This is a genomic window from Bacillus sp. THAF10 (assembly GCF_009363695.1).
In the GTDB taxonomy this organism is placed as follows: domain Bacteria; phylum Bacillota; class Bacilli; order Bacillales; family Bacillaceae_I; genus Sutcliffiella_A.
This window is the reverse complement of record NZ_CP045403.1, coordinates 194,529-219,915: the sequence shown is the minus strand read 5'-3', so window position 1 is coordinate 219,915 and position 25,387 is coordinate 194,529. Positions and strand designations below refer to the sequence as shown.

General features: G+C 39.7%; 26 protein-coding genes and 1 pseudogene. 8 read left to right on the top strand and 19 right to left on the bottom strand.

Annotation, left to right across the window (positions count from 1 at the left end; all coding sequences use genetic code 11):
- Positions 1-8: 8 nt before the first annotated feature.
- From FIU87_RS01220 to FIU87_RS01205, 4 genes are all read left to right on the top strand, one after another.
- Positions 9-971 (top strand): nuclease-related domain-containing protein, encoded by a 963-nt coding sequence (locus FIU87_RS01220; RefSeq protein ID WP_152442909.1) that lies wholly within the window; start codon positions 9-11, stop codon positions 969-971.
- A 107-nt stretch (positions 972-1,078) separates the two neighbouring features.
- Positions 1,079-2,119 (top strand): NAD(P)/FAD-dependent oxidoreductase, encoded by a 1,041-nt coding sequence (locus tag FIU87_RS01215; RefSeq protein ID WP_152446365.1) that lies wholly within the window; start codon positions 1,079-1,081, stop codon positions 2,117-2,119.
- A 167-nt stretch (positions 2,120-2,286) separates the two neighbouring features.
- Positions 2,287-2,520, top strand: coding sequence for a hypothetical protein (locus tag FIU87_RS01210; protein WP_152442908.1), 234 nt, complete (start codon positions 2,287-2,289; stop codon positions 2,518-2,520).
- A 16-nt stretch (positions 2,521-2,536) separates the two neighbouring features.
- Positions 2,537-3,328: an LTA synthase family protein gene (locus FIU87_RS01205; RefSeq protein WP_152442907.1), complete on the top strand. Its 792-nt coding sequence runs from the start codon at positions 2,537-2,539 to the stop codon at positions 3,326-3,328.
- 146 nt (positions 3,329-3,474) lie between these two features.
- Here FIU87_RS01205 and FIU87_RS01200 read toward each other — a convergent pair whose 3' ends face one another.
- From FIU87_RS01200 to FIU87_RS01140, 13 genes and pseudogenes are all read right to left on the bottom strand, one after another.
- Positions 3,475-3,948 carry a hypothetical protein gene (locus FIU87_RS01200; protein ID WP_172970904.1) on the bottom strand — a complete coding sequence of 158 codons (474 nt, stop codon included), beginning with the start codon at positions 3,946-3,948 and terminating at the stop codon, positions 3,475-3,477.
- A gap of 75 nt (positions 3,949-4,023) precedes the next feature.
- Complete coding sequence (locus tag FIU87_RS01195; RefSeq protein ID WP_152442905.1) at positions 4,024-4,554, bottom strand: hypothetical protein; 531 nt, start codon at positions 4,552-4,554, stop codon at positions 4,024-4,026.
- 30 nt (positions 4,555-4,584) lie between these two features.
- A complete protein-coding gene (locus FIU87_RS01190; protein ID WP_152442904.1) occupies positions 4,585-4,902 on the bottom strand; it encodes a DUF7716 domain-containing protein in 318 nt (105 codons plus the stop codon).
- Between the two features lie 19 nt (positions 4,903-4,921).
- Entirely contained in the window at positions 4,922-5,071 is a 150-nt protein-coding gene (locus FIU87_RS21635) for an HNH endonuclease (protein WP_152446364.1), read from the bottom strand.
- Positions 5,072-5,209: 138 nt separating this feature from the next.
- Positions 5,210-5,473 carry a hypothetical protein gene (locus FIU87_RS21180; RefSeq protein ID WP_152442903.1) on the bottom strand — a complete coding sequence of 88 codons (264 nt, stop codon included), beginning with the start codon at positions 5,471-5,473 and terminating at the stop codon, positions 5,210-5,212.
- A gap of 217 nt (positions 5,474-5,690) precedes the next feature.
- Positions 5,691-6,326: a T6SS immunity protein Tdi1 domain-containing protein gene (locus FIU87_RS01175; protein WP_152442902.1), complete on the bottom strand. Its 636-nt coding sequence runs from the start codon at positions 6,324-6,326 to the stop codon at positions 5,691-5,693.
- Between the two features lie 253 nt (positions 6,327-6,579).
- A pseudogene (locus FIU87_RS01170) lies at positions 6,580-6,714 on the bottom strand (recombinase family protein); the annotation flags it as partial.
- Positions 6,715-6,915: 201 nt separating this feature from the next.
- Positions 6,916-7,440 (bottom strand): SMI1/KNR4 family protein, encoded by a 525-nt coding sequence (locus tag FIU87_RS01165; RefSeq protein ID WP_301538667.1) that lies wholly within the window; start codon positions 7,438-7,440, stop codon positions 6,916-6,918.
- Entirely contained in the window at positions 7,440-7,610 is a 171-nt protein-coding gene (locus FIU87_RS21630) for an HNH endonuclease signature motif containing protein (RefSeq protein ID WP_367643908.1), read from the bottom strand. Before FIU87_RS21630 ends, FIU87_RS01165 begins: the two co-directional genes overlap by 1 nt.
- Before the next feature lie 465 nt (positions 7,611-8,075).
- Positions 8,076-8,519, bottom strand: coding sequence for an SMI1/KNR4 family protein (locus FIU87_RS01155; RefSeq protein ID WP_152442899.1), 444 nt, complete (start codon positions 8,517-8,519; stop codon positions 8,076-8,078).
- Positions 8,520-8,715: 196 nt separating this feature from the next.
- A complete protein-coding gene (locus tag FIU87_RS01150; RefSeq protein WP_152442898.1) occupies positions 8,716-9,360 on the bottom strand; it encodes a hypothetical protein in 645 nt (214 codons plus the stop codon).
- 323 nt (positions 9,361-9,683) lie between these two features.
- Positions 9,684-9,911: a DUF7716 domain-containing protein gene (locus FIU87_RS01145; RefSeq protein WP_152442897.1), complete on the bottom strand. Its 228-nt coding sequence runs from the start codon at positions 9,909-9,911 to the stop codon at positions 9,684-9,686.
- Between the two features lie 108 nt (positions 9,912-10,019).
- Positions 10,020-10,994, bottom strand: a complete 975-nt coding sequence (locus FIU87_RS01140) for an RHS repeat-associated core domain-containing protein (RefSeq protein WP_301538665.1) — start codon at positions 10,992-10,994, stop codon at positions 10,020-10,022.
- Positions 10,995-11,622: 628 nt separating this feature from the next.
- On the opposite strand from FIU87_RS01140, the gene katG reads away from it, so the two are divergent.
- Positions 11,623-13,809: a catalase/peroxidase HPI gene (gene katG / locus FIU87_RS01135; protein WP_152442896.1), complete on the top strand. Its 2,187-nt coding sequence runs from the start codon at positions 11,623-11,625 to the stop codon at positions 13,807-13,809.
- A 50-nt stretch (positions 13,810-13,859) separates the two neighbouring features.
- Here katG and FIU87_RS01130 read toward each other — a convergent pair whose 3' ends face one another.
- From FIU87_RS01130 to FIU87_RS01110, 5 genes are all read right to left on the bottom strand, one after another.
- Positions 13,860-14,318, bottom strand: coding sequence for a GNAT family N-acetyltransferase (locus FIU87_RS01130; protein ID WP_152442895.1), 459 nt, complete (start codon positions 14,316-14,318; stop codon positions 13,860-13,862).
- Between the two features lie 165 nt (positions 14,319-14,483).
- Entirely contained in the window at positions 14,484-16,961 is a 2,478-nt protein-coding gene (locus tag FIU87_RS01125) for a S8 family serine peptidase (protein WP_152442894.1), read from the bottom strand.
- 27 nt (positions 16,962-16,988) lie between these two features.
- Positions 16,989-18,413, bottom strand: coding sequence for a S8 family serine peptidase (locus tag FIU87_RS01120; RefSeq protein ID WP_152442893.1), 1,425 nt, complete (start codon positions 18,411-18,413; stop codon positions 16,989-16,991).
- Between the two features lie 186 nt (positions 18,414-18,599).
- Complete coding sequence (locus FIU87_RS01115) at positions 18,600-19,241, bottom strand: response regulator (protein ID WP_152442892.1); 642 nt, start codon at positions 19,239-19,241, stop codon at positions 18,600-18,602.
- On the bottom strand, positions 19,216-21,069 hold the full coding sequence (locus tag FIU87_RS01110; protein ID WP_152442891.1) for a GAF domain-containing sensor histidine kinase: 1,854 nt from the start codon (positions 21,067-21,069) through the stop codon (positions 19,216-19,218). The genes FIU87_RS01115 and FIU87_RS01110 overlap by 26 nt, the downstream gene beginning before the upstream one ends.
- Before the next feature lie 288 nt (positions 21,070-21,357).
- On the opposite strand from FIU87_RS01110, the gene FIU87_RS01105 reads away from it, so the two are divergent.
- The 3 genes from FIU87_RS01105 (at position 21,358) to FIU87_RS01095 (ending at position 24,086) form a co-directional block, all read left to right on the top strand.
- Complete coding sequence (locus FIU87_RS01105; protein ID WP_152442890.1) at positions 21,358-22,746, top strand: alkaline phosphatase; 1,389 nt, start codon at positions 21,358-21,360, stop codon at positions 22,744-22,746.
- 55 nt (positions 22,747-22,801) lie between these two features.
- The gene (locus tag FIU87_RS01100) at positions 22,802-23,485 is read left to right on the top strand and encodes a DUF4352 domain-containing protein (protein WP_152442889.1); all 684 of its coding nucleotides are present in this window, start codon (positions 22,802-22,804) and stop codon (positions 23,483-23,485) included.
- Positions 23,486-23,615: 130 nt separating this feature from the next.
- Positions 23,616-24,086, top strand: coding sequence for a hypothetical protein (locus FIU87_RS01095; RefSeq protein ID WP_152442888.1), 471 nt, complete (start codon positions 23,616-23,618; stop codon positions 24,084-24,086).
- 120 nt (positions 24,087-24,206) lie between these two features.
- On the opposite strand, the gene FIU87_RS01090 is transcribed toward FIU87_RS01095, so the two are convergent.
- Positions 24,207-25,385 (bottom strand): staphylopine family metallophore export MFS transporter CntE, encoded by a 1,179-nt coding sequence (locus tag FIU87_RS01090; protein WP_152442887.1) that lies wholly within the window; start codon positions 25,383-25,385, stop codon positions 24,207-24,209.
- Between the last annotated feature and the right edge of the window lie 2 nt (positions 25,386-25,387).

The window sequence follows — 25,387 nt, the reverse complement described above, 5'->3', positions numbered from 1 at the left end:
AGACAATCATGATCAAAAAAGAACGAGAAAAGCCCTTCAAGTTACTCGCACATGAAGCCGCCATGAGAAGAGTCCCCAAAAACCATCCAAAATACCCTCAAATGGAAAAAGAATTCTCCCGATTGCACTATGGTTACAAAGGTGAAAAGGCTATGGACTACTTTTCCTCCTTCCTTCCCCATGAAAACTATCAAGTATTGCACGGATTAAGAATCCCGGACACAAAGGGTCGCCACTTTCAAATGGACTCCCTCCTGATTACTCCAACTCACTGCCTCATCCTAGATTCCAAGTACACCTCAGGAAAACTAGAGTTCGATGAGGATACCGGGAGTCTCATTCGGCACAATGATGACGGGTATGAAAGGCTTGGTGACCCGCTGGCGCAGCTTGCAAGACAAAAAATTCAGCTAGCCTCCTTAATAAAGGAACTTAAATTGCCTCCGATTAAAATCCAGACACAAGTGGTCATCTCGCACAAAAACGCCACCTTATTTAGAAAATCCCCTACTCTACTTAACAAAATTGTCTTTCACACTAGCCTTCCCACCAGAATCCAAGCTATCGACAACACACAAAAGAACTCTTTCTTTTCATCTAAAGAAACCAATAAACTGGTAAAAACACTTCTAAAAAGACATAAGGATGACACTTCGTTTAATTTGATGGAGTCTTACGGCCTCACACCATCTGATTTTATTAAAGGGATTATTTGCGATAAGTGCAGTTATGCTCCTATGAAAAAGCATTTTCAAAAATGGGAATGTCCAGCTTGTGGCCATAGAGATGAAGAGCCTGTTTCGAAAGCCATCAGGGACTATCCTTTGCTTGGACTCGGTAACACGATAACCAACAAGCAGTTTAGAGAATTTGTCTGCATCCTCTCTACAAGCATCTCCTCTAAAGTGCTTCTAACTTTAAATCTTCCACACAAAGGAACTACAAAAGGCCGAACCTACTTTTTAAAATAATCCCCCTCCCTTCCATATTGCATAAACTAGTAAAATAGTTATATACTTAATTGAGAATGATAATCAATGTTATTTATTTTTTCTGTGGGGAGTGACGGAGCTTGAAAATGGATGTGTTTGATGTAACGATTATTGGCGGAGGTCCGGCGGGGCTTTATTCTGCTTTTTATAGTGGGCTTAGAGAAATGAAAACGAAGCTGATTGAGTACCAGCCTCAATTGGGCGGTAAAATTCATGTGTATCCAGAAAAGATGATTTGGGATGTTGGGGGATTGACGCCTGTTCCGGGTGCTAAGTTAATGGAGCAGCTGGTGGAGCAGGGTTTAACCTTTGATCCTCAGGTTGTTTTAAATAGAAAAGTAGTTTCCATTAAACGAAAGGAAGAGGGCCTCTTTATTCTTGAGGATTCCCTTGGTGAGCAGCATTTTTCTAAAACGGTGATTGTCGCTGTAGGAGGAGGCATTCTCCATCCACAAAAGCTGGATATCGAGGGCGCGAATAGGTTTGAAGTGACAAACTTAAACTATACGGTGAAATCCTTGAAGCATTTTAAAGATAAAACGATCATCATTTCTGGTGGTGGGAATTCGGCCATTGATTGGGCAAACGAGCTCGAGCCAATCGCCAAGCAGGTGTATGTTACATATCGGAAGGAAGCATTATCCGCACACGAGGCTCAAGTGTCTCAGCTTTTAAACAGTTCGGCGGTTTGTTTTTTCCAAAGCTCCATCACTAAGCTTATTGCAAGCTCCAATCATGAGGTTATTGAACGAGTGGAGCTCACGAATCATCAAACAGGAGAGGTGTCTTATTTAGCTGTTGATGAAATTATTATCAGTCATGGGTATGAAAGAGACGGAACATTGATCGAGAACAGTGAGCTGCCAATTGAAATGATGGATACTTATTATATTAGTGGCAATGCCAACAGCGAGACGACGGTACCTGGCCTTTATGCTGCAGGCGATATTTTGAAGCATGATGGCAAGCTACACCTTATTGCAGGTGCATTCCAAGATGCTGCAAATGCCGTTAACAAAGCAAAGCAATACATTCAACCACAGGCTACCAGTTACGCAATGGTATCCTCACATAATGAAATCTTTAAAAGTAGAAACAAAAAACTTATCAAGCAATTGGTAAAATAAATAATCTACCAGCTTTGCAGTCCTCCCTACTATAAGGGGGGACTTTTTGTTTAGGACAACCACTTCCCCCTGCGCTATACTAGTAAAATACTATTTCCCATTCTGTTTATATTTTTACAAAATAAGGTATTTAATCTAGAGAAAAAGGTAAAAAGGGGTTGGTTAGGTTGGCAGAGGTGAAACAAAGAGAAAAAAGAGGCTGTCTGGAGATAATTCTTAGTAGCACTTCTAACCTATTCATCATCATTGTTTTTTTGGCAGTTGGTGTAATAACGGGGATTTCCTCTATTGAATTTTTCTCAAAAGCGAATTTCTTATATGGTTTGGGGCTTGGGGTACTTTGTTTATTTTCAGGGGGAATCATTTGGGTTTCCTGCCGCGAATTAATCGGGATAGAGTAGAAAGGAAGATCACGCTGTGGAATTTATTTTTGTTATTAGCTCCATTTATTCAGCTCCTTTTCTGTGGCTGATTTTCTCTGCAAAGGCTGCTGAAACAGGGAAACGGGAGAGGACAAATTGGAAAGGGCCCATCAGCTTTCTAGTTGGCGTCCTTGTGCTGATAGGCCTGTTGAATGCCCTGTTTTATTTTGAATATGGCTTGGCGTTTTTCCCCAGCATGAAAGAGAACATGATTGGAATCATCATTACAGGAAGCATACTTGTGGTTTTCGTCGGCTCAGTGCTGTTGGCCTCAAAAACAGTGAAAGGCGCTCCGTCCTCCCATTTTCATAAAAAAGCCGCGTGGACTGCAGTCGCTGGCTTCACTCTTTACTTTCTCCTATTATTTATGCTGGTGTTGCCTACTTCGGAAAAGGCAGCATACACAAAGAACCTTGAGGAAGCTATGAACACATTGACTAAAGCAGAGACCGACCTGGAATTTACCGTCGTAAAACAGGATACGGAAACTCGCTGCAAAAGCCGCGGCTCCTCGCAAAGATGTCTGGATTGGGAATATGAGCATTATTTTTTTATCAGAAATAACTTAGATGTTCCAAAAGAAGTTCAGGTGAAATTCCACATTGTCACGAAGAATGAGACGAAAACTCTCGATTCCTTAATTATGAAAATGAAGCCTGGGGAAACGAGGCTGGTGGAAACGGAAGAAACCCACAGTAGCAGCAGTATCTGGGGGAAGAACACCTTCACCACCCCACTTCAACTTTTGGATCATGATTATATGTACCGCTTTAGAGATGTAGAATAATAAACCCTCCCCGGGCTAGTTTGTGGGGAGGGCAAAAGATTGTTTTTTAATAAATAACCTTGACTTATTATAGATAAAAACCTTGAAGGCTTTCACCAAACAAGGTTTTTCATTACATATTTTTATTTGCTTAACTCTTTATATTATTAATATTTTTCTAACATTTCTAAAGAAAATACTAGTTTATCAAATTTAGTTTCAAAACCGATATCATTACATCCGTAAATTAATTCATTATCTTTTCGCTGTAGTACCATACCAGATGAATATGATTGAGATTGTTTTCCGTCACCTTTATCCCAAATATTATAAAAACTTAACACACCCTTACTTGTAAAACATTTTATATATACTTCTTTCGGAGCAGTATCCTCCCATAATTCAATTGAAGCATAAGTTTGCCCCATAACTTCTATTCCTTTATCTGTTTTAAGCCAAACACCTTGACGATAAGGAGAATCTTTCTTCAGAAATGTTATTTTCACTTCTTGTTCATCAAAAATTGATTGAACTTCCCATTTTATTACCTCGCCTTTACCTTTAAATCCTTGGTTTATTATTCGTTCAAAACTCAGCTTGTTTCCTCCTTTCAGGTTTTGAGGGTTCTTTAAAAATTCCATTTTGCTGCTATTATTTCTTTTGGCTGTTCTTCCTAGAGGACACTGACGAGAAAACAATTGATTTTTAGATATTTATTACTGATTTCCTAATATTAATTGATACTCATTTATCCCAGCAAAAGCTTTCATTTTTACACCTTTTTCGTAAGCATTTTTCGCTCCAATGGTAAAATAATGATTCTTATAATACTTCTTCACGCCTGACTTTGGAACCATAACCCATACCCCTTGGTGCATTTCCTCTTTAAATATTTTAATGACTTTTTTCCACAGTTTAATATTTTCAGAATTAGTTGCCCTTGTTCCTATGGTAGATTCTTTCATGCTTTCTTCTGTTCTCTCACCAATTTGTAGTACAAGGCTTTCCGCATTTTGGACTAAAAATTCATGATAATTATTCGATAATTGCCTGGGAGTTTCTTTCGAAAAAAAGATAAATCTAGCAGAATTAAGATACTCTTCTTTCATTGTATCGATTATCTGGTATTCAAAATCTGGCCAAAGTTTCACAGCTACTACTGTTAGTTGATATTGAAGCATTATACTATTTATTAATTTTACAACTTCATCTTTTTGTGCATGAAATCCAATATTAATATTCCCCATATATTACTCCTTCTTACGAATGCCAGGTACTTAAGTAAACGATATAAAAGCATCATTCTTAATATAATAATGAAATGCTTGAAACAACTCTAATTCTGAGCATTTTAAAAGTTGTTGCTGTGCATTATCAACAATATCTTGAACATCTGCCATAGATAACACATATATAAAATCACTATCTATTGCAAATTTAGGAAGATCTTCATCATCCTCTAAATCATCTAAGTTAAATAAAAAGCACTGAGAGCTTAGAGACCATTTTTCACTACTAGATAGAAATAGTGAATCTTCCCAATTGAAGTCCGTTGCATTCAATAAAACCTCTCTCAATTCTATTAATTTTCCCATAATTAATTCCTCCAGTAAATTATCGTCCACCACCCCAGTTTTCCATTCGACCACGTCCGCCTGGATGGAGAATTTGCTGTATTGGACCTTTTGCTTGATGTTGGTTCCTAGGTACTAATTGTAACACTCCTTCACGGTCTGCATGATGATGCCAAGTTTCCTCTTCTATAGGAGCATTACGTGAAAGTTTCCCTCTGCTACCTGGTTATACCCCTTTATTATTTTCTGGGTATAATCCTTCCATGATGTTCAGTTTGACTTCCATAACAACCATTATGATCTCTCCAATCTCGAAAATCATATTGTTCTACTTAAATATTAGCTGGTCTACTCTTTCAATCTCTAATCTTGCTTGTTCCTCAGAAACTCCAGCCTTCATGTAGAACAGGCCGGATGAGCTGTCGTGTACAGCGCCGGTGAACTTCACATCATTTAGGAAGCTTGAGGAGCCGACTTCCTTGGTATTTCCGAATTCGTCGTAAGTGTATCCTTTGACACGGGTTGCTTCGGAATCGATGATGCTGGTTACGCTGTTTCTGTTATCGTAAGTTGTAGTCGTATACTCCGTCACAGCTCTTGGAGGCAACGATGGTTCCGTTTGGCGTTAGGATGTTCTCTGTTCCCTTGCTGTTGTTGGTTTAGGTGGAATAGAGAAGGTGATGTCCTACCTTTCCATTCCATTTTACTTTTACTATCTCCTCTTTTTTCAGATTGATAATTATTAAGAAAATATCTTAATCTGCAAAAAAACCTTGAGTGACTCATTCGCCAATCAAGGTTATTACTAGTTAGTTTTCAAAATGGAAGTCTTTAAGTTTAGTACCCTGAGGAAGATCTTTAGACTGTGTAATAATTTGTGCACAAAGATTCCAATAGACATTCATGTCCACTTTCTCTAAATTAGAGATAGTGTCACTTCCTCCAAGAAATAATAATACTTTATAACCTATACATTCATCAGATAAAAGGTTTTTAGGGTCCTTAAATTTCCAATCTTCATAAAATGATGAGGCTAGACAAGCATTATGATACTCCACTATTTCTTCATTATGAAAATCAATAAAACTACAAGGAATTTCTAAAGCTTCACTAGTTCCAGGCTCTAGCATTAGAATTTGAGCTTCTCCTGCTTCTAATCTACCTTTATCAAGAGCAAACTGCCTCCCTAACCAATCATACCCAAAGCATTCGATTCTATTTTCAAACTCGGGAAAGGCTTGAAGTATAATTTTATTCCAATGCTCAATATTATTCAGTTTATGCAACCTATAAAGTCCACTTCCAAAAGTAAATCCTTCATACTTACTAAATAGTTCAATAAAACCTTTGGTGTTTTTCTGAAGGTTATTGAATTTCTTTGGTTCATTGTAGTTTTTTCTTAAATAATCTTTGATCCTAAAAAATTCTTGAAATGATTGAAACATTTATACTCACTCCTGATGGTTTAAGTGGATATATTGAGTTACAAGTCTATCTCATGTTTCTTGCATTTATTTTCTAATTTAAATCTCGCATGCTTTTATGTATTCTTCTTAGAATAGAAAAAACCTTGAATGGCTTCAAAAATGCCAGTTTTAGTTCCACCATCGCAAATGGACGTGTTTATGGAAACTTTAAGATACTGCCCAGTATCAATCTCTGATAAAAGACATCCCGTCTTTATCAAATGGGCTGTACTTCTTTAAAAATGTATTTTAAGTTCAAACCTTGTTCTTTACAGTACGCTTTAATTTCATCTTCTTGATTATTCAAGCTGTATCCATATTTTGCTTGCACTTGAGTGGAGACTCGTATATCCCCAACAACGTTCAATTTTTCACCCTCCCGTTACGAAAATTACAATTTTTGTAACGCTTATTAATCGAATAGCTTAAAAATACAACCTAAAATTTAAAAGCCTAAGCAATAACAGAACACCCTTTTACGTTACCCTATGGTTTATCGACACGAACTTTGTCCTCTTTATTTATCTATTTTCATACAAAGATAACCGTTTTATTATTTATTAATTCTCTATTTATCTGTTTTCTTTTCTAACTCTTTTAAAAAATCTGGGTCAACCCATACTTTTTTCACTTTGAAACCTTCTTCTGATTCCTTTAAGTCATCTCTCTGAATAGAATTTAAAAATTCATTAAATGTTTTTGCAATCAAATACAAATCATTAATAGTTATTTTTCCTTCTTCGTAGTTAAGTTCCTCTTCATGATCCCAAAAGTAAACATATCCATATCTATCTTCTGATAAATTTAAACATACCAAATTCCCCCCTGCATCTCTTCCAATTGGAATACAAGTATTTGGTGTTCTCATTTTATATGTTTCAAACTGGCTTAGTAAATCATCGTCTGCCCCTAATCCAAACATAGATGTCAAAATAAACTTTTGCATTCCATTTTTAAAATAACTACTAATGCTATTTTTTACATAGCCACCATTATGGTTTCGCAAAAATTCAATGTAATCCTTCGGTAAACAAAAACCAATTTTATCAGACAATGTAATTAAGTCATTTTCATTAAATCCTCCACTTGAAATTATGTTAATAATAAAACACCTCCAGTGTGCCTTACTGCTCCATGAATATCACTTGGAACCAACATCATTGTCTTTCCATCTTCTACATGATGCCATGTAAATCCTGCTGGATTATTTTTGAGTCCTAATGCCTCATTAGCTTTTTTGAAATCATAATAATGGTCACCAATTAATCCCTCTATTTCTAAATTTGCTTTTGAATACGGACTAAAGTCAGGAAAGCCTTCTTTCGAAAATTTGACACCTTCTGGATATTTTTCACCTAAATCACCACTTAGTTCATAGACTTCTCTTGCATATTTTTTATTTATTATTCTAACTTAGGTTTTGCACCTGCAATTGGAACAGTCGCGGACGGAATCAACGCCTTAATTTATCTGTCTGATGGCGACTATACAAATGCAGGAATTAACGCCTTTGCGATGATTCCTTTTGTGGGAGATGCCGCTAAAGCTGTAAAAATGTTGGGGAAGGGTACAGATAATGCTTTAGATGCATTTTGATATTCTTATTCCTTTTCCATTTGCTTCTGGAGCTCAATATAATTAACAAAAATAAAATTAACTACAAAAATAAAGAACCTTGTAAGCATTAAACTTATCAAGATTCTTTATTAAGAAAGCAAATAAATACTTTTATCTAGGACTCATTCCAACGTCTAAAATATATCTATATAAATTTTCATACTTTGTTTCTACAACTTTATTAATTTCATGGTCAAAGAAACTAACTTTTGAATCACAAACCCCTTTTTCAAACGTAAAACCATAATAATCACCCGTTTCCATATCAGAAAAAGCTAAAAATGAATGTGAGTTTCTAAGTCCAATTTGATTATTTAATTTGACAATATTCCAATCTCCAATTTCACTTACTGAGAAAATATTTGTGAAAGCGAAATAACCACCACCAAATTCTTTTACAAAGCGTTTATATTCATCTGGCAGGGAAAGTAATAAAGTTTTTTCGACATTCTGTATTTGAAAATCACTACCTTTAGGTTCAGATTCAATTCCAAACCAGATAGGCCTTTTATTTCGGGTTTCATTGATAATTTTAAGAAATTCATTATAGTTCATTTAACTCAACTCCAAAAGAAATTATTCATCATAGATCCATCCAGGTAAATACATCCCCACTTTGTTCCCTAGACTCTATATCACAAATGAAGTTGTCTGTCCGTTTGGCGCATTTCAGGTGTAACACCTTAATTATATCGATTTTGAATAACTTCTTGCCCCATGATGCAAACACGTATCAAGGTTTCTAGAAGATTTAACGCTTTAACTTTAAAACATATTCAAACGCTGATTCATACTTTTTTCTTAATCCAGGTCGTGAAAAGTTTTCATTTAATGTTTGTTCCGCTTTTTCTAAGTTTCCTATTGCAATATAAGATGCGGTTATATATAGTATCCACTTTTCTGATAATAATGGCCTTTTATCTCGCTGTTCATAACCTATGACAATACCTGCGGCTGAATTATAATCGTTAAGAAAAACAAAAACCCACTTACTAATAAATTCCCCTATTGTATTTCCTAACTCTATTGTTTCTTTTTCTCCAGATATAAGCCATCTACTTTGCTTCTCCTTAGGTAGTAAGGTATCGATTGGTTGTCTAATTGTAATTTCAGGATTGTTTGCAAGTAAAATTTTATCCTTTACCATGTTACTTGCATGTACGTTTACTTCTGGAATTTCAATTTTCACCCAAGGATATATATGGGCAATAGAATCAGGAGCATACTTTGGTTTATAAAACATATTCATCTCTATATATTGTCTTGTACTATCAATACTTCTTTTATATAGAATAGAATTTTTAGACCTTTTAAATTGCTGGATATCACATAATGGATCGATCTCTTCTTTTAACATTGTTAATACCCATTGTTTTACTTCTTTTTGCCCAACCAATTACCTACCTCCTAATTTGAATTGTTCTATTAATAATTATACCTTGACTTTGTCCAAACGCATTGTTGGATTTACTACTATTTAACCTTGTATCAAAGTTACTTTGTGCAGTTGTTTTTCTTGCAGTACCCTGACTTCACTTCTAGTCCTATATTTCTTCCTGAAGGACTTACTGCAACTCCATCATAAACCCTTAATTGACCGGTAGCATCTCGAACACAAACACGCCACTTAATTTTGATTCCCAATAAAAAACCTTGAAAGGCATTTAGCCAATCAAGGTTGATAAATCTTATTATTTCAAAAATACGAAAGTCAGGTACTTAAGTAAACGATATAAAAGCATCATTCTTAATATAATAATGAAATGCTTGAAACAACTCTAATTCTGAGCATTCTAAAAGTTGTTGCTGTGCATTATCAACAATATCTTGAACATCTGCTATAGATAGCACATACTTAAAACCATTATCTAATGCAAATTTAGGAAGTTCTTCATCATCCTCTAAATCATCTAAGTTAAATAAAAAGACTGAGAGCTTAGAGACCATTCTTCACTACTAGAAAGAAATAGTGAATCTTCCCAATTGAAATCCGTCGTATTCAATAAAACCTCTCTCAATTCTATTAATTTTCCCATAATTAATTCCTCCAATAAATTATCGTCCACCACCCCAGTTTTCCATTCCACCACGTCCGCCTGGATGGAGAATTTGCTGTATTGGACCTTTTGCTTGATGTTGGTTCCTAGGTACTAATTGTAACACTCCTTCACGGTCTGCATAATGGTGCCAAGTTACCTCTTTTGTAGGTGCATTACGTGAAAATTTCCCTCTGCTACCTGGTTGTACCCCTTTATTAATTCCTGGGTATAATCCTTCCATTGGTTGTGCAAATTTTGAATCCTTCTGAAATGCATTATAAAGTTGCTCATTAGCATTTTGAAAGTGTCTTGGCGAACTTAAATTAGGGTACATATCTTTTGGTAAATTCACTTCATACGCAACAGAGTATACCGCTTTATCAGAAGACCACTTACTACCCTTCGCCAACATCTTCGCACCTTTGGCGGCATCTCCCCAAAAAGGGACCATCGCAATGGCGTTGATTCCTGCATTTGTATAGTCGCCATCAGACAGATAAATTAAGGCGTTGATTCCGTCCGCGACTGTTCCAATGGCAGGTGCAAAACCTAGGTAATCCAAGCCAGTTTGAATCCAGGATTTGACAGAAGATTTTTTCTTCTTATTGTCCGTCTTCGCTGCTGGTTGTTTTGTTGAGCCTTTATCTATGGTGTCTTTATTAATATAGCTAGTAGGGCCTCCACCAGGACCTGCCATGAAGTGAGCCACATGTCCAGTTGGATCAATAAAATTAGTAGGGCTGTTCATGGTGTAGGTGTACAGGTGCTGGGTCCATGGGTCGTGGGCCTCGCCTTTGTACGAGTCTTGCGAGATGAATCTGCCTGTTTCCGGCTGGTAGTAACGTGCATACATGTAGAACAGGCCGGATGAGCTGTCGTGAACGGCACCTGTGAACTTCACATCATTTAGGAAGCTTGAGGAACCGACTTCCTTGGTGTTTCCGAACTCGTCATAGGTGTATCCTTTGACGCGGGTTGCTTCGGAATCAATGATGCTGGTTACGCTGTTTCTGTTATCGTAATGATAGAAGAAATAGTTGTTGTCGTATACCCCGTCAAAGCGCTTGGAGGCAACGATGGTTCCGTTTGGTGTTAGGATGTTCTCTGTTCCCTTGCTGTTGTTGGTATAAGTGGAATAGAGAAGGTCAACGCTATCGTAATAATATTTCGTCTTAAGACCATTTACCTCTTGTTAAACACGCTGCCCGGCACCATTATAATAATTTTTTGAGATGGATTTGGTGCCGCCGGAAACATCTCTGATGACTTTTTCCAGATGGTTTGCAAGGTCGTAGGTGTAGGTAGTTGTTACGTCTTTTGCTTGGACGTTGTTGGTTTCTTATTTTCACATTCCATTTAGTAGCTCCTATCTCCTCTTTTTCTCGGATAAACAATTGGAAAAATGTTCATACTATCCTTTCGTAATCACAAGTTTCAAAGGTAACAAACACCATTTCACCCAATATTATTAAAATTTTCTGCATATTTCTTTTTATTTAGTCGATTATTTATTATAATTACAATGTAAGAATTGATGTTGTCTCATTTTGTAGATTCGTACGTTGTAAGGCAGGTTTGTGTGCTATTGACTCTTCTAAAACAGAAAGGGGAAAAGATGTATGGACAATGAGAACGTTGGAAAGTGCCCGTTTACGGGGGAAAGTAGTTCTGAGAAACCGATTAGAGGAACGAAGAACAAGGACTGGTGGCCGAATCAGCTAGATATAAATGTGCTTCACCAGCATGACACGAAGACAAACCCACTTGGGGAAGATTTTAATTATGCAGAGGAATTTCAAAAGATTGATTATGCAGCCCTGAAAGAGGACCTACATAATCTAATGACAGATAGCCAGGATTGGTGGCCGGCGGACTATGGTCATTATGGACCGTTCTTCATCCGCATGAGCTGGCACGCGGCTGGTACATACCGACAAGCAGACGGACGCGGGGGCGGCGGAAGTGGCTCGCAGCGCTTTGCTCCGTTAAACAGCTGGCCGGATAACGGAAACTTGGACAAGGCGCGCCGCTTGCTTTGGCCGATTAAAAAGAAATATGGCAACAAGCTGTCTTGGGCTGACCTGCTCGTTTTTGCAGGGAATGTTGCGATTGAATCGATGGGTGGCAAGACGATTGGATTTGGTGGAGGCCGTGAAGATATTTGGCAGCCTGAGGAAGACGTGAACTGGGGTCCAGAGAAAGAGTGGCTTGGTGACAACCGCTATTCTGGTGAGCGTGACCTTGAAAATCCGCTTGCTGCTGTGCAAATGGGATTAATCTATGTGAATCCGGAAGGACCGAATGGTGAGCCAGATCCGAAGAAGAGTGCCTTTGATATTCGTGATACCTTCAAACGAATGGGAATGAACGATGAGGAAACCGTGGCACTAACTGCTGGTGGACATACCTTCGGGAAAGCCCATGGTGCAGGTGACCCATCTCATGTGACAGAAGAGCCAGAAGGTGCAGGCCTTGAGCACCAAGGTTTCGGCTGGAAGAGCAGCCATGAAACTGGTCATGGTGCATTTACGATTACTAGTGGAATTGAAGGTGCATGGACACCAACACCAACAAAATGGGATATGAGCTATTTTGACATGCTGTTTGGGTATGAGTGGGAGCTTACCAAGAGTCCGGCTGGCGCTTACCAGTGGGCACCAATCAATCCAGATGACGAGCATTTAGCTCCGGATGCCGCTGATTCCTCTAAAAAAGTGAAAACAATGATGACGACTGCGGACATGGCGATGCGCATGGACCCAGAATACGAAAAGATTTCTCGCCGCTTCCATCAGAATCCGGACGAGTTTGCTGATGCCTTTGCACGCGCCTGGTTTAAGCTACTTCACCGTGACATGGGGCCGCGCGACCGCTATTTAGGACCTGAAGTGCCAGAGGAGGAATTCATTTGGCAGGATCCAATTCCAAAGGTTGACTACACCTTAACCGATGCGGATATTGAGGACCTAAAAGGGAAACTTCTGAACTGCGGACTCTCTGTTAGCGAGCTTGTAAAAACAGCTTGGGCTTCTGCCAGCACCTACCGTCATTCGGACAAGCGTGGTGGCGCAAATGGTGCCCGCGTTCGCCTCTCCCCGCAAAAGGACTGGGAAGCAAACGAACCAGAGCAGCTTGCAAAAGCACTAAATGTTTTAGAAGACTTGCAGCATAGCCTGGATAAACAAGTCAGCCTCGCTGATTTGATTGTGCTTGGCGGAAGTGCAGCGGTTGAAAAAGCAGCTAAGGATGCGGGCTTTGACGTGAAAGTTCCATTTACGCCAGGTCGCGGGGATGCCACTCAGGACCAAACCGACGAAGAAAACTTCGAAGTGCTAGAGCCAGTGTCGGACGCATTCCGCAACTACCATAAGAAGGATTACTCCTTGAAACCAGAAGAGTTCATGGTCGACAAAGCGCAGCTCATGGATCTTTCTGCAAAGGAATTGACTGTTCTTATTGGAGGCTTACGTGTTCTTGGCGCCAACTACGGCGACACTAAGCACGGTGTCTTCACAGAACGAGTAGGTACACTCACAAATGACTTCTTCTTAACCCTGCTTGATATGGGTGTAGAATGGAAGCCGGTTGAAGGAGAAGGCTACTACGAAGCACGTGATCGCCAATCAGGTGAACTCGTTCGCACAGGTACAAGAGTAGACCTTGTCTTCGGTTCTCACTCCGTCCTTCGTGCCCTTGTTGAAGTGTACGCACAAGATGACAGCCAGGAGAAGTTTGTGAACGACTTTGTGGCTGCTTGGGTGAAGGTGATGAACGCAGATCGCTATGATGTGAAAATGAAAAAGTAAGACCTCATAAAAAATCCGGATGAAGCTCCACACTTCATCCGGATTTTCTCTTATTTAGCGGTCTTTTTTTCATACAGCTTGATGGAATCACCACCAACACCATATACGATTCCACTATGTTTCCAGCCGTATTGCTCATAATAGTTTTCTAGATCTGTCGTTAGATACAGATTTTCATAGCCATTTTCGGCCGCCACGCTTAATCCGTGTTCCAATAGCTTAGCGCCTATGCCCTTCCCTCTATACTCTTCAGCCACATAAAGGCAAGCTAACCATGGACATAAATCCTGCCGACTATTCAAGTCATTTCTCAAAATCGCATAGGTACCAATGATATTTCCTTCTTTGACAGCCACATAAAACCTCGGGATATCTGAAGACGTTGTTGTAGAATGACGTATCGCATCTTCATAAAACGTAACATTCTCCTCACTCCCCCACTGCTGCCAAAATACTTGTATTGCCTGATCAAGAAGTTGATCTTGCCCTCTTAGTTCGATGATTTCCATTGTTTTGCTCCATTCTCTCTTAAGATATAATACTATTTCAATGTAACAGGGCGGAATCCTGCCTAAATATGGTACATAATCTCTTATAACAACAAAAAAACACACGTTGTTCAAAATCTAAAACAACGTGTGTGTATTTCTATCATTTAGTTTTTTGCTTCCTCATTATTTTAAGAATGCATGGTAATACCTAGTCATCGCGACTGCGAAATCTCCTCGCTTAACCATTGCATTTGGCTCAAATGATGCCTTCACAACAGGTTGAAGGTCGTATGGACCTTGCTCGGTAGTAAAGTAGGCATTCAATATGTTTAAATCTAGCGCTAGTTGTACATATCCTTTTAAGTCGGACGGAACATTGGATGCATCAGCAATCGCTACTCTTTCGTCTTTATATTGTACTGTTAATTCTCCTTCAAACTGTTCCGCTTCTTCTTGTAGTCCAAGTGCTTGAACAAGAGAATAGGCTAGCTCCGCACGAGTGACCCCAGCGTTAGGGAGGAATTTTTTATTCTCTCCACCTGCTCGCATGACTCCGTTTTGATGATGGGTGACATCAGCGAAGGCTCCTCCTTTGGCAGTTGCCGCTTCGACAAAGGCTCTATCCGCACTTTTGACATCACTAAATGTGCTTGTAGTTCCAGTTGGTAAGGATTGGCGAACTTCAGCCCCCATCACCAAGTACCTTGCAAGATGTTTTCTTTCCAGTTTGGCATCGGGACGGAAATCTCCACTGGAGAGTCCATCGAATAGACGCTCGTTAATTCCTAACTGAATAGCAGATGCGGCTGGGTGGCCGTTAATATCATTAAGTCCTGTAAATCCGCTAACTTTTGTATAAGCTAAAGACCCCTTCACCATCTCAGGAAAACTTATGCCAAGTGGATTCGCACTATTCCCTTTTAGACCTCTTAGCTCCGCCTTCCAAACACCAGGCTGAGGAGAGTTAACAGAAACAGTACGATCAGTATAAAGAGGAAAAAGCAAGCTGATTCCTGAGCTGTATTCTTCCCCGTCTGGTGAAATCAAGACGAGATTGACAGGGTTTCCTGTTTCTTCTAAAATTCCTTTTGCGTTTACCTTAGCTGTAAGAGTGGAGATTCCTTCTTCGACAGTAAATTCATGCTGATTTTTCGATACAAGGGTTGTAGAATCATAGTCAATTTCAAAATCTTCTCTCGTTGTTTCTGATTCTACACTACTGTTGAACGCTTGGTTCGCTAGTAGAGTCTTCCCGTATTCCTTGTTATGGTAAATTGCATCGAGAGCCGCATACGCATTTACATATCCAGCGCCGACTTCCCATGTCTCATAACCAGGCATATTGGTTGCTGTCTGTTCTAGAAGAGCCTTGATTTCATCTGGTGCCAATGTTGAATTTGCTTCTAGCATTAGGGCTACAATCCCCGCTACGTGAGGGGTGGCCATAGAGGTACCACTCATGTTTGTATAATATGGGATATGGGCAGGGTCAATTGTTTCCGCATCCTGATCCACTCCTAGGCTTGAAACGGGAGCCAATACTCTCGTGGAGACAATATCGACTCCAGGAGCGGTGATGGTTGGCTCATCTTTCCATGTCCACTCTTTTCCATCCATTGAAAATGTGCCGCCAACTCCCTTTGTTCCTCTGGAGGAGAAATCCGCAAGTGTGCCGTCTTTCACACCAGCAGCTACGGATATAACCCAAGGTGCCTTAGCGTAAGGATTATGCGTGTTTTCCCCAGGCCCCTCATTTCCTGCAGCAAATAAAACAGTGATTCCTCTATCATAGGCTTTTTTACTGGCAATATTAATGGGATGGTTCGGATCAAAGTCACCGGAAGATCCCCAGGAGTTTGTGATAACTTTGATACCATATTGCTGTTGATGGATAATGGCATAATCAAAGCCACCGATGCCATCTAACACAAAGAGTGCTGCTCCTGATCCATACCCAATTAAGTCCGCTCCTGGTGCTGCACCTTCATACTTCCCAGATGACATCGCACCTGTTCCCCCAACTGTTCCTGCCACGTGTGTTCCATGACCAGAGTTTGTATCGGTGTTCGGGACATTTTCTTGGTAAGTAATCGGTAATAATGATGGCTCCAAAGCATTTAAATTTAAAGAAGCCATTACATTTTGAACTAGATTTCTTCCTAATTCATGATCTTTGTGCGTACCATCCACACCACTATCATTTACAACAACACCCACTCCTTCTCCTGTTACAGGAAATCCTCCATTTGATTTTTGGAAGGATTGGTCGGCTCTTGCTTTATCTACACCTGTAATAGCAGTAGCGTCCGCATTATAATATTCTAGCTTTTCATTTAAGTAGATGGACTGAACTCCTGAAATGTCTGCTAATTTTGTGATGGCAGATTGGTTTGCAATTACTCCTGCCATAGGTAAGGATTTCATTGTCACACCAGTCGTTACACCCGAAGCTTGCAGAAGGTTTAGCTGATCCGCATTTAATGGACCGTCTCCTTCAAATGTAACGATGACTTCCACTGTAGCTTTGTTTTCCAGAGCTTTCTCTATGGACGGATCAATAGACGCTTTGGAAACTGTGGGGCTTTGAGCAACCGCACCACCATTAAAGCTGGAGGAAATGACTAGCAACAACGCCATTAACATAAACATGATTTTCTTCATGAGTTTCTCCTCTCGTTTTTCCATTTTTTAATTTTGTGCATGTTGGAACGCTTTTTCTACGGAACGGAACGCGTCGATATAGCCCGCACCCGTTTCCCATACTTCGTAATCTTGCATGGACTTTGCTGTCGTTTCTAAAATATTTTTTACCTCTAAAGGGGTAAGAGTTGGATTTGCATCAAGCATCAGTGCAATTACACCAGCAGCATGTGGGGCAGCCATCGACGTGCCACTCATCGTGGTATAATATGGAATATGTCCAGGGTCAATAGCCGCTGCATCCTTGGTTGCACCAAGAAGTGGTAATGGGGATAATACCCTAGTAGAAATAATATCCACGCCAGGAGCGGTAATGGTCGGTTGGTCATTCCACGTCCATTCTTTTCCGTCCACCATCACCGTGCCTCCCTTCCCTTTTTCTCCTCTTGAGGAAAAGTCAGCAAGCTGATAGCTATCATCACCAGCAGCTACTGTAATGACCCAAGGTGCTTTTTTGTAATTACCGGAAATGGTCGCTGCATCAGGTCCGGAATTCCCAGCTGAAAAGACCGTAATAATTCCTCTGTCATATAGTTTCTTTGTAGCGATATTGATAGGATCGAAGGGATCAAATTCTTTTCCAGCTTGACTCGTATCTCCCCAAGAATTGGTGATTATGCGAATGTTGTACTCTCTCTGATGAGTTAAGGCATAATCAAATCCTCCAAGGGTATCTAGAATAGCGAGTGATGCACCTGAACCATATCCAATTAAGTCCGCTCCTGGTGCTACCCCTTCGTACTTACCACCTGACATTGCGCCTGTACCTCCAACAATTCCTGCAACATGGGTCCCGTGCCCTGAGTTATTATCGGTATTTGGAACATTCTCGATATAGGTAATAGGAAGAATAGCATCTATAGCATGAAGGTTGGTTGAACTGAGGACGTTTTGAACAAGATGATTGCCATATTCTAAATCCTGATGCGTTCCATCTACTCCGCTATCATTGATGACGACTCCAATTCCTGCCCCAGAAACGGGTAATCCACCATTTTGCTTTGTCATTTGGGAATTGGTTCGCACCTCATCCACTCTAGTGTTAGAAGTAGCATCTTCATTTTCGTACTGAAGCTGTTTATTAAGATAAATGGAAACAACATCTGGAGCTTGTGAAAGTGTTTTTACTTGATCATGAGTGGCAAGAACACCTGCCATTGGCAAGCTGTTTAAGAAAAGACCTTTCTGAATTCCAGCATCGTGTAGAATGTCTTTTCGACTGTCCATGGTTCCATCTTGGAAGGTAACAATGACCTCCACGGGTTCTAATGAGGTGGAAAATGCTTCTAGCAAGCTTTCGTCTACCATTGCCTTTTTTTCCGTGGAACTACCTGATGCGATATTCATGAAAAAAGAGGAGGAAAACATCGCCATAATTAAAAAACCTGAAACAAGGATCGCTTTTAGCTTCATAGGTTCATCTCCTTTCTATTTATTTCATTTTCTCACGTTCTTAATTTTCGAACTATTAAGCAAGCGTATTAAATGTAAAAGTCAGGAGTAATATTTTGCTACGACTTTGGTAGTATGACGGAGTAGTACCCAAAAAAAAGAGCTCCCCTAAAGGAACTCTTTCTTTTCCATATTTCCCCCCTCCCATCAAGAGCTAGGAGGTAAAGGAACTAGCTTATGTTGCACTGCGTAGATGACAACTTGTGACCGGCTCTTAACGTTTAGCTTTTTAAAGATTTTACTCACATGGATCTTGACGGTTTTGTCACTAACAAACAATCGCTCCCCTATTTCTTTATTGGTAAGACCTTCAACTAGACAACTAAGGACTTCTTTCTCTCTTTCTGTCAGGGAATTTTCATCCTTCTCTTGCTGTTGATGAAAAGTTAACAATTTTCTAGTCAAGGATGGATGGATGACCGCTTCTCCATGATAAACAGTCCTCACAGCATCTACAACTTGATTAGAAGGAGCATCCTTTAATAAATATCCATCTGCGCCCTCCTTAATTGCCGCCATAAAATATTCTTCATGGCTATGCATCGTTAACATCAACACTTTGATGTGAGGATATTCCTGTTTTAGAATCCTTGTGACCTCCACGCCATTCATATCTGGCATATTAATATCCATTAAAATGATGTCAGGCTGCAATTCTGCTACTTTTTTCAACGCTTCTTTACCTGATACCGCTTCTCCTACTATTAAAATATCTTCTTCCGACTCAATAATTGTTTTCAACCCATCACGTAGTACGGCATGGTCATCCACTAGTAACAATTTGATCATGTTGATTTCCTCCTTCCAATCCCTTCTTAGGGACGATAATGGTTACTTCTGTCCCTTCCCCTTCTTTACTATCAATTTGAAGAGATGCCTGAATTTTTTCCGCTGAATCATTGATTTGCAGAATACCAAAATGAGGGCGGTCCCTTGCCTCCAGCATCGCTTGGAAAAGGGAAAAGCCTACTCCGTTATCTCTAATCCTTAGCAATATATTCTCTGATTGATAGCTTAATAGGACATCTACTTTAGAAGCTTTCGCATGTTTAATGACGTTTTGTAAGCATTCCTGAAAAATATCAAACAATTCCTTTTCTACTATAGAATTTAACTCAATTTCTTGTCCTCTCAATTCAAAGGAAATAGGAAGGGAGAATTCTTTCCTGACAGTCTCCACTTTTACTGCAATTGCTTTTGACAAGCCAACTCTTTCTGTTGGATACGGTCGCAATGCATAAATAGATTCTCTTACTTCACGTAAGCTTTCTCGCAACCTACCTACACTCTCGTCCAAGAGCTTTAGGGTTTCTTCCGGTTTCTTATTGAATCTCTTCCCAGCTGTTTCTAATTTCATAACTGCTCCAGCCAGCGTTTGTGCAATTCCATCATGAATATCCCTAGCGATACGATTTCGCTCTTCAAGCAAGATTCGTTTTTCCTTCTCTTTAAAAAGCATTCTCGTCTTTATGGTGACCGCCAGCTGATTAGATAGGGTCGCGATCGATTGAACATCTTCATCTGTAAAGCTTTTGGTTCGGTTTTTCGCAGCTACCAGCATCCCGACCGTTTCATTCTCTACCCGAAGAGGCGAATAGACAAATGCCTTTAACCGCCCTTTAAATAAAGAAGTTGACTTTAATTCCCTTGACCGTATATCAGGATAGCAAATGGGTTCCTTCACATTTTCAAATTCCTCAATCATTTCTGGTTCCAATTCTTCACTTGAGCCATTACTTTGGAACTGCCTATACCACTTTCCATCTTCCTTAATCCATAACGAAAAAGCATCGGCGATAATATAGCTGTCGAGACTAGGCTTTAAGTCATTCATCCACTTTTCTCCAGGAACTAACTGATTTAGTTGCGAGGTAATGTAAAAGAGGTATTTTAACCGTTTCTTTTCTGAACGCAGTCGGACAATTGCGGAGCTTAGAAGCGACAGCCCCACCAAGGGAGAAAAGAAAAAGAAATAAGAAAACACATCTATTTCGCCTCTGTTCTGGCTTCCAAGTATGTACAACATTCCTCCATAAAGAAACGAGATTAACATACAATTTAATTCGGTCATCGTTTTCATTGCCCACGATTTGAGCGTATAAGCCTGTGGTCTAAGTAACAGCACGATATCTACAATGACATTGTTTATAATGAGAAAACATAGCTGGAGAAAGCAATACTGAATAATTCCTTGTAAAAAGGGAGCTTCTACTGCTTGCTGGATATAGGGGTCCACCATCTTGAGAAAATAGGCAGACACAAACAAACTCATGACTAGCTGAGCAGGATTAAATATGATAGCCCTAATTGGCCGGTGATGCTTAATATTCACTAATAGAACAGCCGCTGCATAAACAATAGCTGTGACCGAAAAGTCATATAAAAGAAAGATAACATAAACAATAGGAAAGGAAATGGCAGTAAACCCCCGCCAAACAGGCATGGGATAATATTCACTGACAATTAACAATACGAATAACAGGAAAAGTACATAAAGGTTGTCAACCGATTTAATTGATAGGAAAGCTGAAAAAATTGTAAACCAGCCAAGGAATGAAATAACAGACAAATAAACCTTCGAATACCATTCCCTCTTAGTTGGTAATGAGATTGCCATCTTATCACCTCTATTATTTGTAATATTCTATTAATTTTACCTTCAAATCATACAGAATACAATCCGTACACAGGACATGGAGATGCTTTCCAATGCTAATCTTCCGTTATTTTTTGAATGAACGAAAAGCTACTTCCTGAATCACATACCCTACATTATACCTAGAAAATGTAATAATCCTGTTATCCTCTTGTAAATCAATCTTAACTTCGTCTTAAGGGTAGCTTAATAGTTTCTCTATATAATTACTTCTGAAAGATTCATAAACTTATCATTCAGGAGGTTATTATGTTTTCTAAAAAACTATTAACTGTGACCATGGCTGCTACTCTTGCAGTTAGCGGTGTTGCTATAAATCAAGCTTCTGCTGACAAAGAAGATGATCGTAACAAAAAAGGAGAAATTCGAAACGTTATCTTCCTAATTGGAGATGGAATGGGTAATTCTTACACATCTGCGTACCGTTCCCTTAAAGATGACCCGAACACTCCAGAGGTGGAAGACACTGCGTTCGATCGTTATCTTGTAGGCATGCAGTCCACTCATTCTTCTGATGAAGAGGAAAGCGTAACTGACTCCGCAGCAGCTGCAACTTCCATGTCTGCTGGTATCAAAACGTATAACGGCGCAATTGCTGTGGATATGGAAAAGAAAGACGTAAAAACCGTACTGGAGCAAGCAAAAGAAAACGGCAAATCTACTGGTCTAGTAGCAACCTCCCAAATCAACCATGCCACTCCGGCAGCATTCGGAGCGCATGATGAATCTCGTAACAACTACAATCAAATCGCCGATGATTACTATGACGACCTAATCAACGGTAAACATAAAGTCGACGTTCTTCTCGGCGGTGGAACAAGCTATTTTGTCCGTGAAGATCGTGACCTTACAAAAGAATTCAAACAAGATGACTATTCTTACGTAACCTCTCGTGAGGATATGCTAAATGATGATAACGAGCAAGTTCTTGGACTATTTGCACCAAAAGGGTTAGATAAAATGATCGACCGTACGGAAGATCAACCTTCCCTTAAAGAAATGACCAACTCTGCACTAGGCCGTCTTGATAACAACAAAAAAGGCTTCTTCCTAATGGTAGAAGGAAGCCAAATTGACTGGGCTGGCCATGATAATGACGTTGTAGGTGCCATGAGTGACATGCAAGACTTTGAGGAAGCATTCCAAGCTGCAATTGACTTTGCGAAAAAGGACAAGCACACCCTAGTCATCGCGACAGCCGACCACTCTACTGGTGGAATGGCAATGGGGCGTGACGGAGAATACAAATGGGATCCAACTGCCATCAAAGCTGCCAAGAAAACACCTGACTTCATCGCTAAGAAAATTGCAGAAGGTGCACCTGTTGAAGAAACATTAAAGGAATACATTGACCTTGAATTGACGCAAGAAGAAATTCAATCTGTAAAAGAGGCAAAAGAATCAAGTGGCGAGGTTACTGAAATCGACAACGCCATCGAGAAAATTTTCGACCTTCGTACCGGAACTGGCTGGACAACAGACGGTCACACTGGGGAAGACGTTTCCGTGTATGCATACGGACCTGGAATGGAGAACTTCACAGGGAAAATTGATAACACCGACACGGCAAAAGAAATTTTCAGCATCCTGAAAAAAGCGCGAAAAGGGCATGACGACCACGAACGCGAAGACGACTAAACCCAAAAAGCATTCCGATCTCCTCGGAATGCTTGATTTTTAGGAGGGAATGTAGATGGTCTACAAACGTTATTTTATCTTAGGAATGACGGCCTTGCTTTTAAGCGGCTGCTCGATAGAAAATACAGCAAAAGAACAGAACGCACAAGAAACCGTTTCAGCATCAGAACACTCAACTAAGGGAGAGTCCACTAAGCCCTCTCCCAAAACCTTCCTAGATAGCCCACAAGCACCTGACGATTTAACGCTTAAAAAGGTGGGCGAAACACTCGAGGATGAGGACGGCATTATCACACTTAAGCAATATGCTGAACCTAACGAAACGAAACAACTAGGAGATATCACGATGACCATTGCCGAAGTGAAGGTAATGAACTACCGCCCATCTCCCGATCTTGTGGACTATTTTCACGGACTTACCCATGAGGAAGTCGAGTTTCCATATGTAAGAGTGAATGTAAAGCTGAAAAATAACAGCGATGAGCCTCTTCACTTTGCTCCTGTCGCCAAGCTTTCTACCGACCAAGGAGAATCCGTGACCTGGGAAGACGATTTCTATCTTGAAGAGCTAAACGGCGAAATAAAGCCAGGTGAAGAAAAAGTGGGCAGCCTTGGCCTAATTATCGACGAAAGCAATCCAGAAGAACTGAAGAACCTGAAGATCCAAACGAGTGAAGTAATCAATGGCGAGAAAAAGAAGGTGGAAGAGGCACAAGAGTTTTCTATTGATTTTAAGTAACAAGGAATAGGTTAAAACGGAAAAACCCTGTTGTATGATTATACAACGGGTTTTTTTCATCTATGTACATCTACATTCATTCTGCTATAGTATAACTAAAGGTAAATATTAACTATTCGAGGTGACCTTGATGAGAAAAATAAATTGGGCCATCATGATATTTTTTTTCATTTTAGTATCATGTGATACCAGTGAAAAATTAGATAGTGGTATCTCTGAGAACAGCCATTCAGTCATGCAAGAAAACGTCCCTGATGGTTATGCTCGATTCTCTACAGCAGAAACTTCACTTATAACGGGAACATATTCTTGGATTGATATTGAAGCTGATAGCGGTTCACCTAAAGAATTGACCGATCAAGTGGAGCCTCTAGAAGTTAAGCCAAATGGAGAAGTTCAAATTTATTTTAAGGGTAACAAAAGAAAACCCATTGATGTTAAATTATTCAGATGGGAAGAATTAGATAAAGGGAACCAAATAGAATTACAAGAAAACCATACATTTATAGCACCGAGTGAACAGGGCGAGTATGTATTTGGTTTGGTAACTAAATGGGTAGAAGGAAATGTATATTACGCATTGAAAGTGAAGGTGAATTAACTTTTCTTATAGATAAAGCCAGACAGCACTTAGATTTCAGCCACTCATAAAAAAGATTGAGTTAAAATTTCCACTCAATCTTCTTAATTGGTCATGTGCCTATTTGGTTCTCCTTTAGATTCATCCAATAAAAACCTTTCGCCGTTCATAGGCACAGAGAATCATCACCACACCTAAAATAGCACATATCTGATACATCGTTGAATATGAGAAGATGTCAGCTATCGGCCCCATTATGACACCACCAAGTGATACACCTAAATCAGCCATTGCGATAAATAACCCGAGTAGCACATTGCGGTTCAATTTAGGTAGGACAAAACTTAAATATGTGGTTAATGTTGGGTAGAGAATTGCCTGAGCTACTCCCAATAAGATTGCACCAACGTAGAAAAAAACGGATCCCCCGGTTATGGAATAGCTTACACATTGTGCCCCCAATGCTAATAGAAGCATCGTCCCCATCATAAAGTTTGCGTGCCATTTGCCATCAGAGGGAATCCTTTTTCTTAACGTAAATCGAGAGATTACAACAGTTGCCGCCATAAGCATCAAATAAATTCCGGCGTTCCCGTTTTGCATCTGTTCAGCATAAAGAGGGATGAAGACAGTAATGGCTCCAAATACAATCGAACCAACTAACATCAGTACACTGCATTTAAATAAATGTGGGTTTTTCACTAATTGACCAAATGAATGAAACATATTTACACCCTGCTCAGCACTTTTTGTACGATGCTCGGCTTCGGATTTGTCCATTTTGGCACTATAGCCAACCACCCCAGTAAAAATGGCAATTGCTATCATGAAAATTGCAAAGTATTCCATTCCCCCTTGCCAGATGCCTAACGCTAATAAAGGTCCAATAATGCCTGGTATATACGAAAATAAGGAATAAAGTGAAATTCCCTGAGAACGGTCTTTTTCTGGTAGTGCATCAATAATGCCAATCTGTAAAGCCATTGAAAAGAAAGCTGTTGATACCCCTTGTAACATACGAGCAACGAGGTATCCTCCTAGCCCAGTTACCGTATATAAGATTAAAGCGAAACCATTAATAATAAGAATAATGCGTAACACTTTTATCGGTCCATGCTTTTGAATAATCTGACCTGCCCATGGTCTAAAAAACATGGTTGTAAACAAATATGCCCCCATTATTAAACCTATCGTTGTATTGGTGGCTCCCAACGCTCCCCCTTGCAATGGGATAATAACATTTAGTATAGCGTTGGCACTGAAATAAAGTAGTACTAATAGATACAAACGTAGAAAAGGCCAGGACAAAGCTCCACTCACAT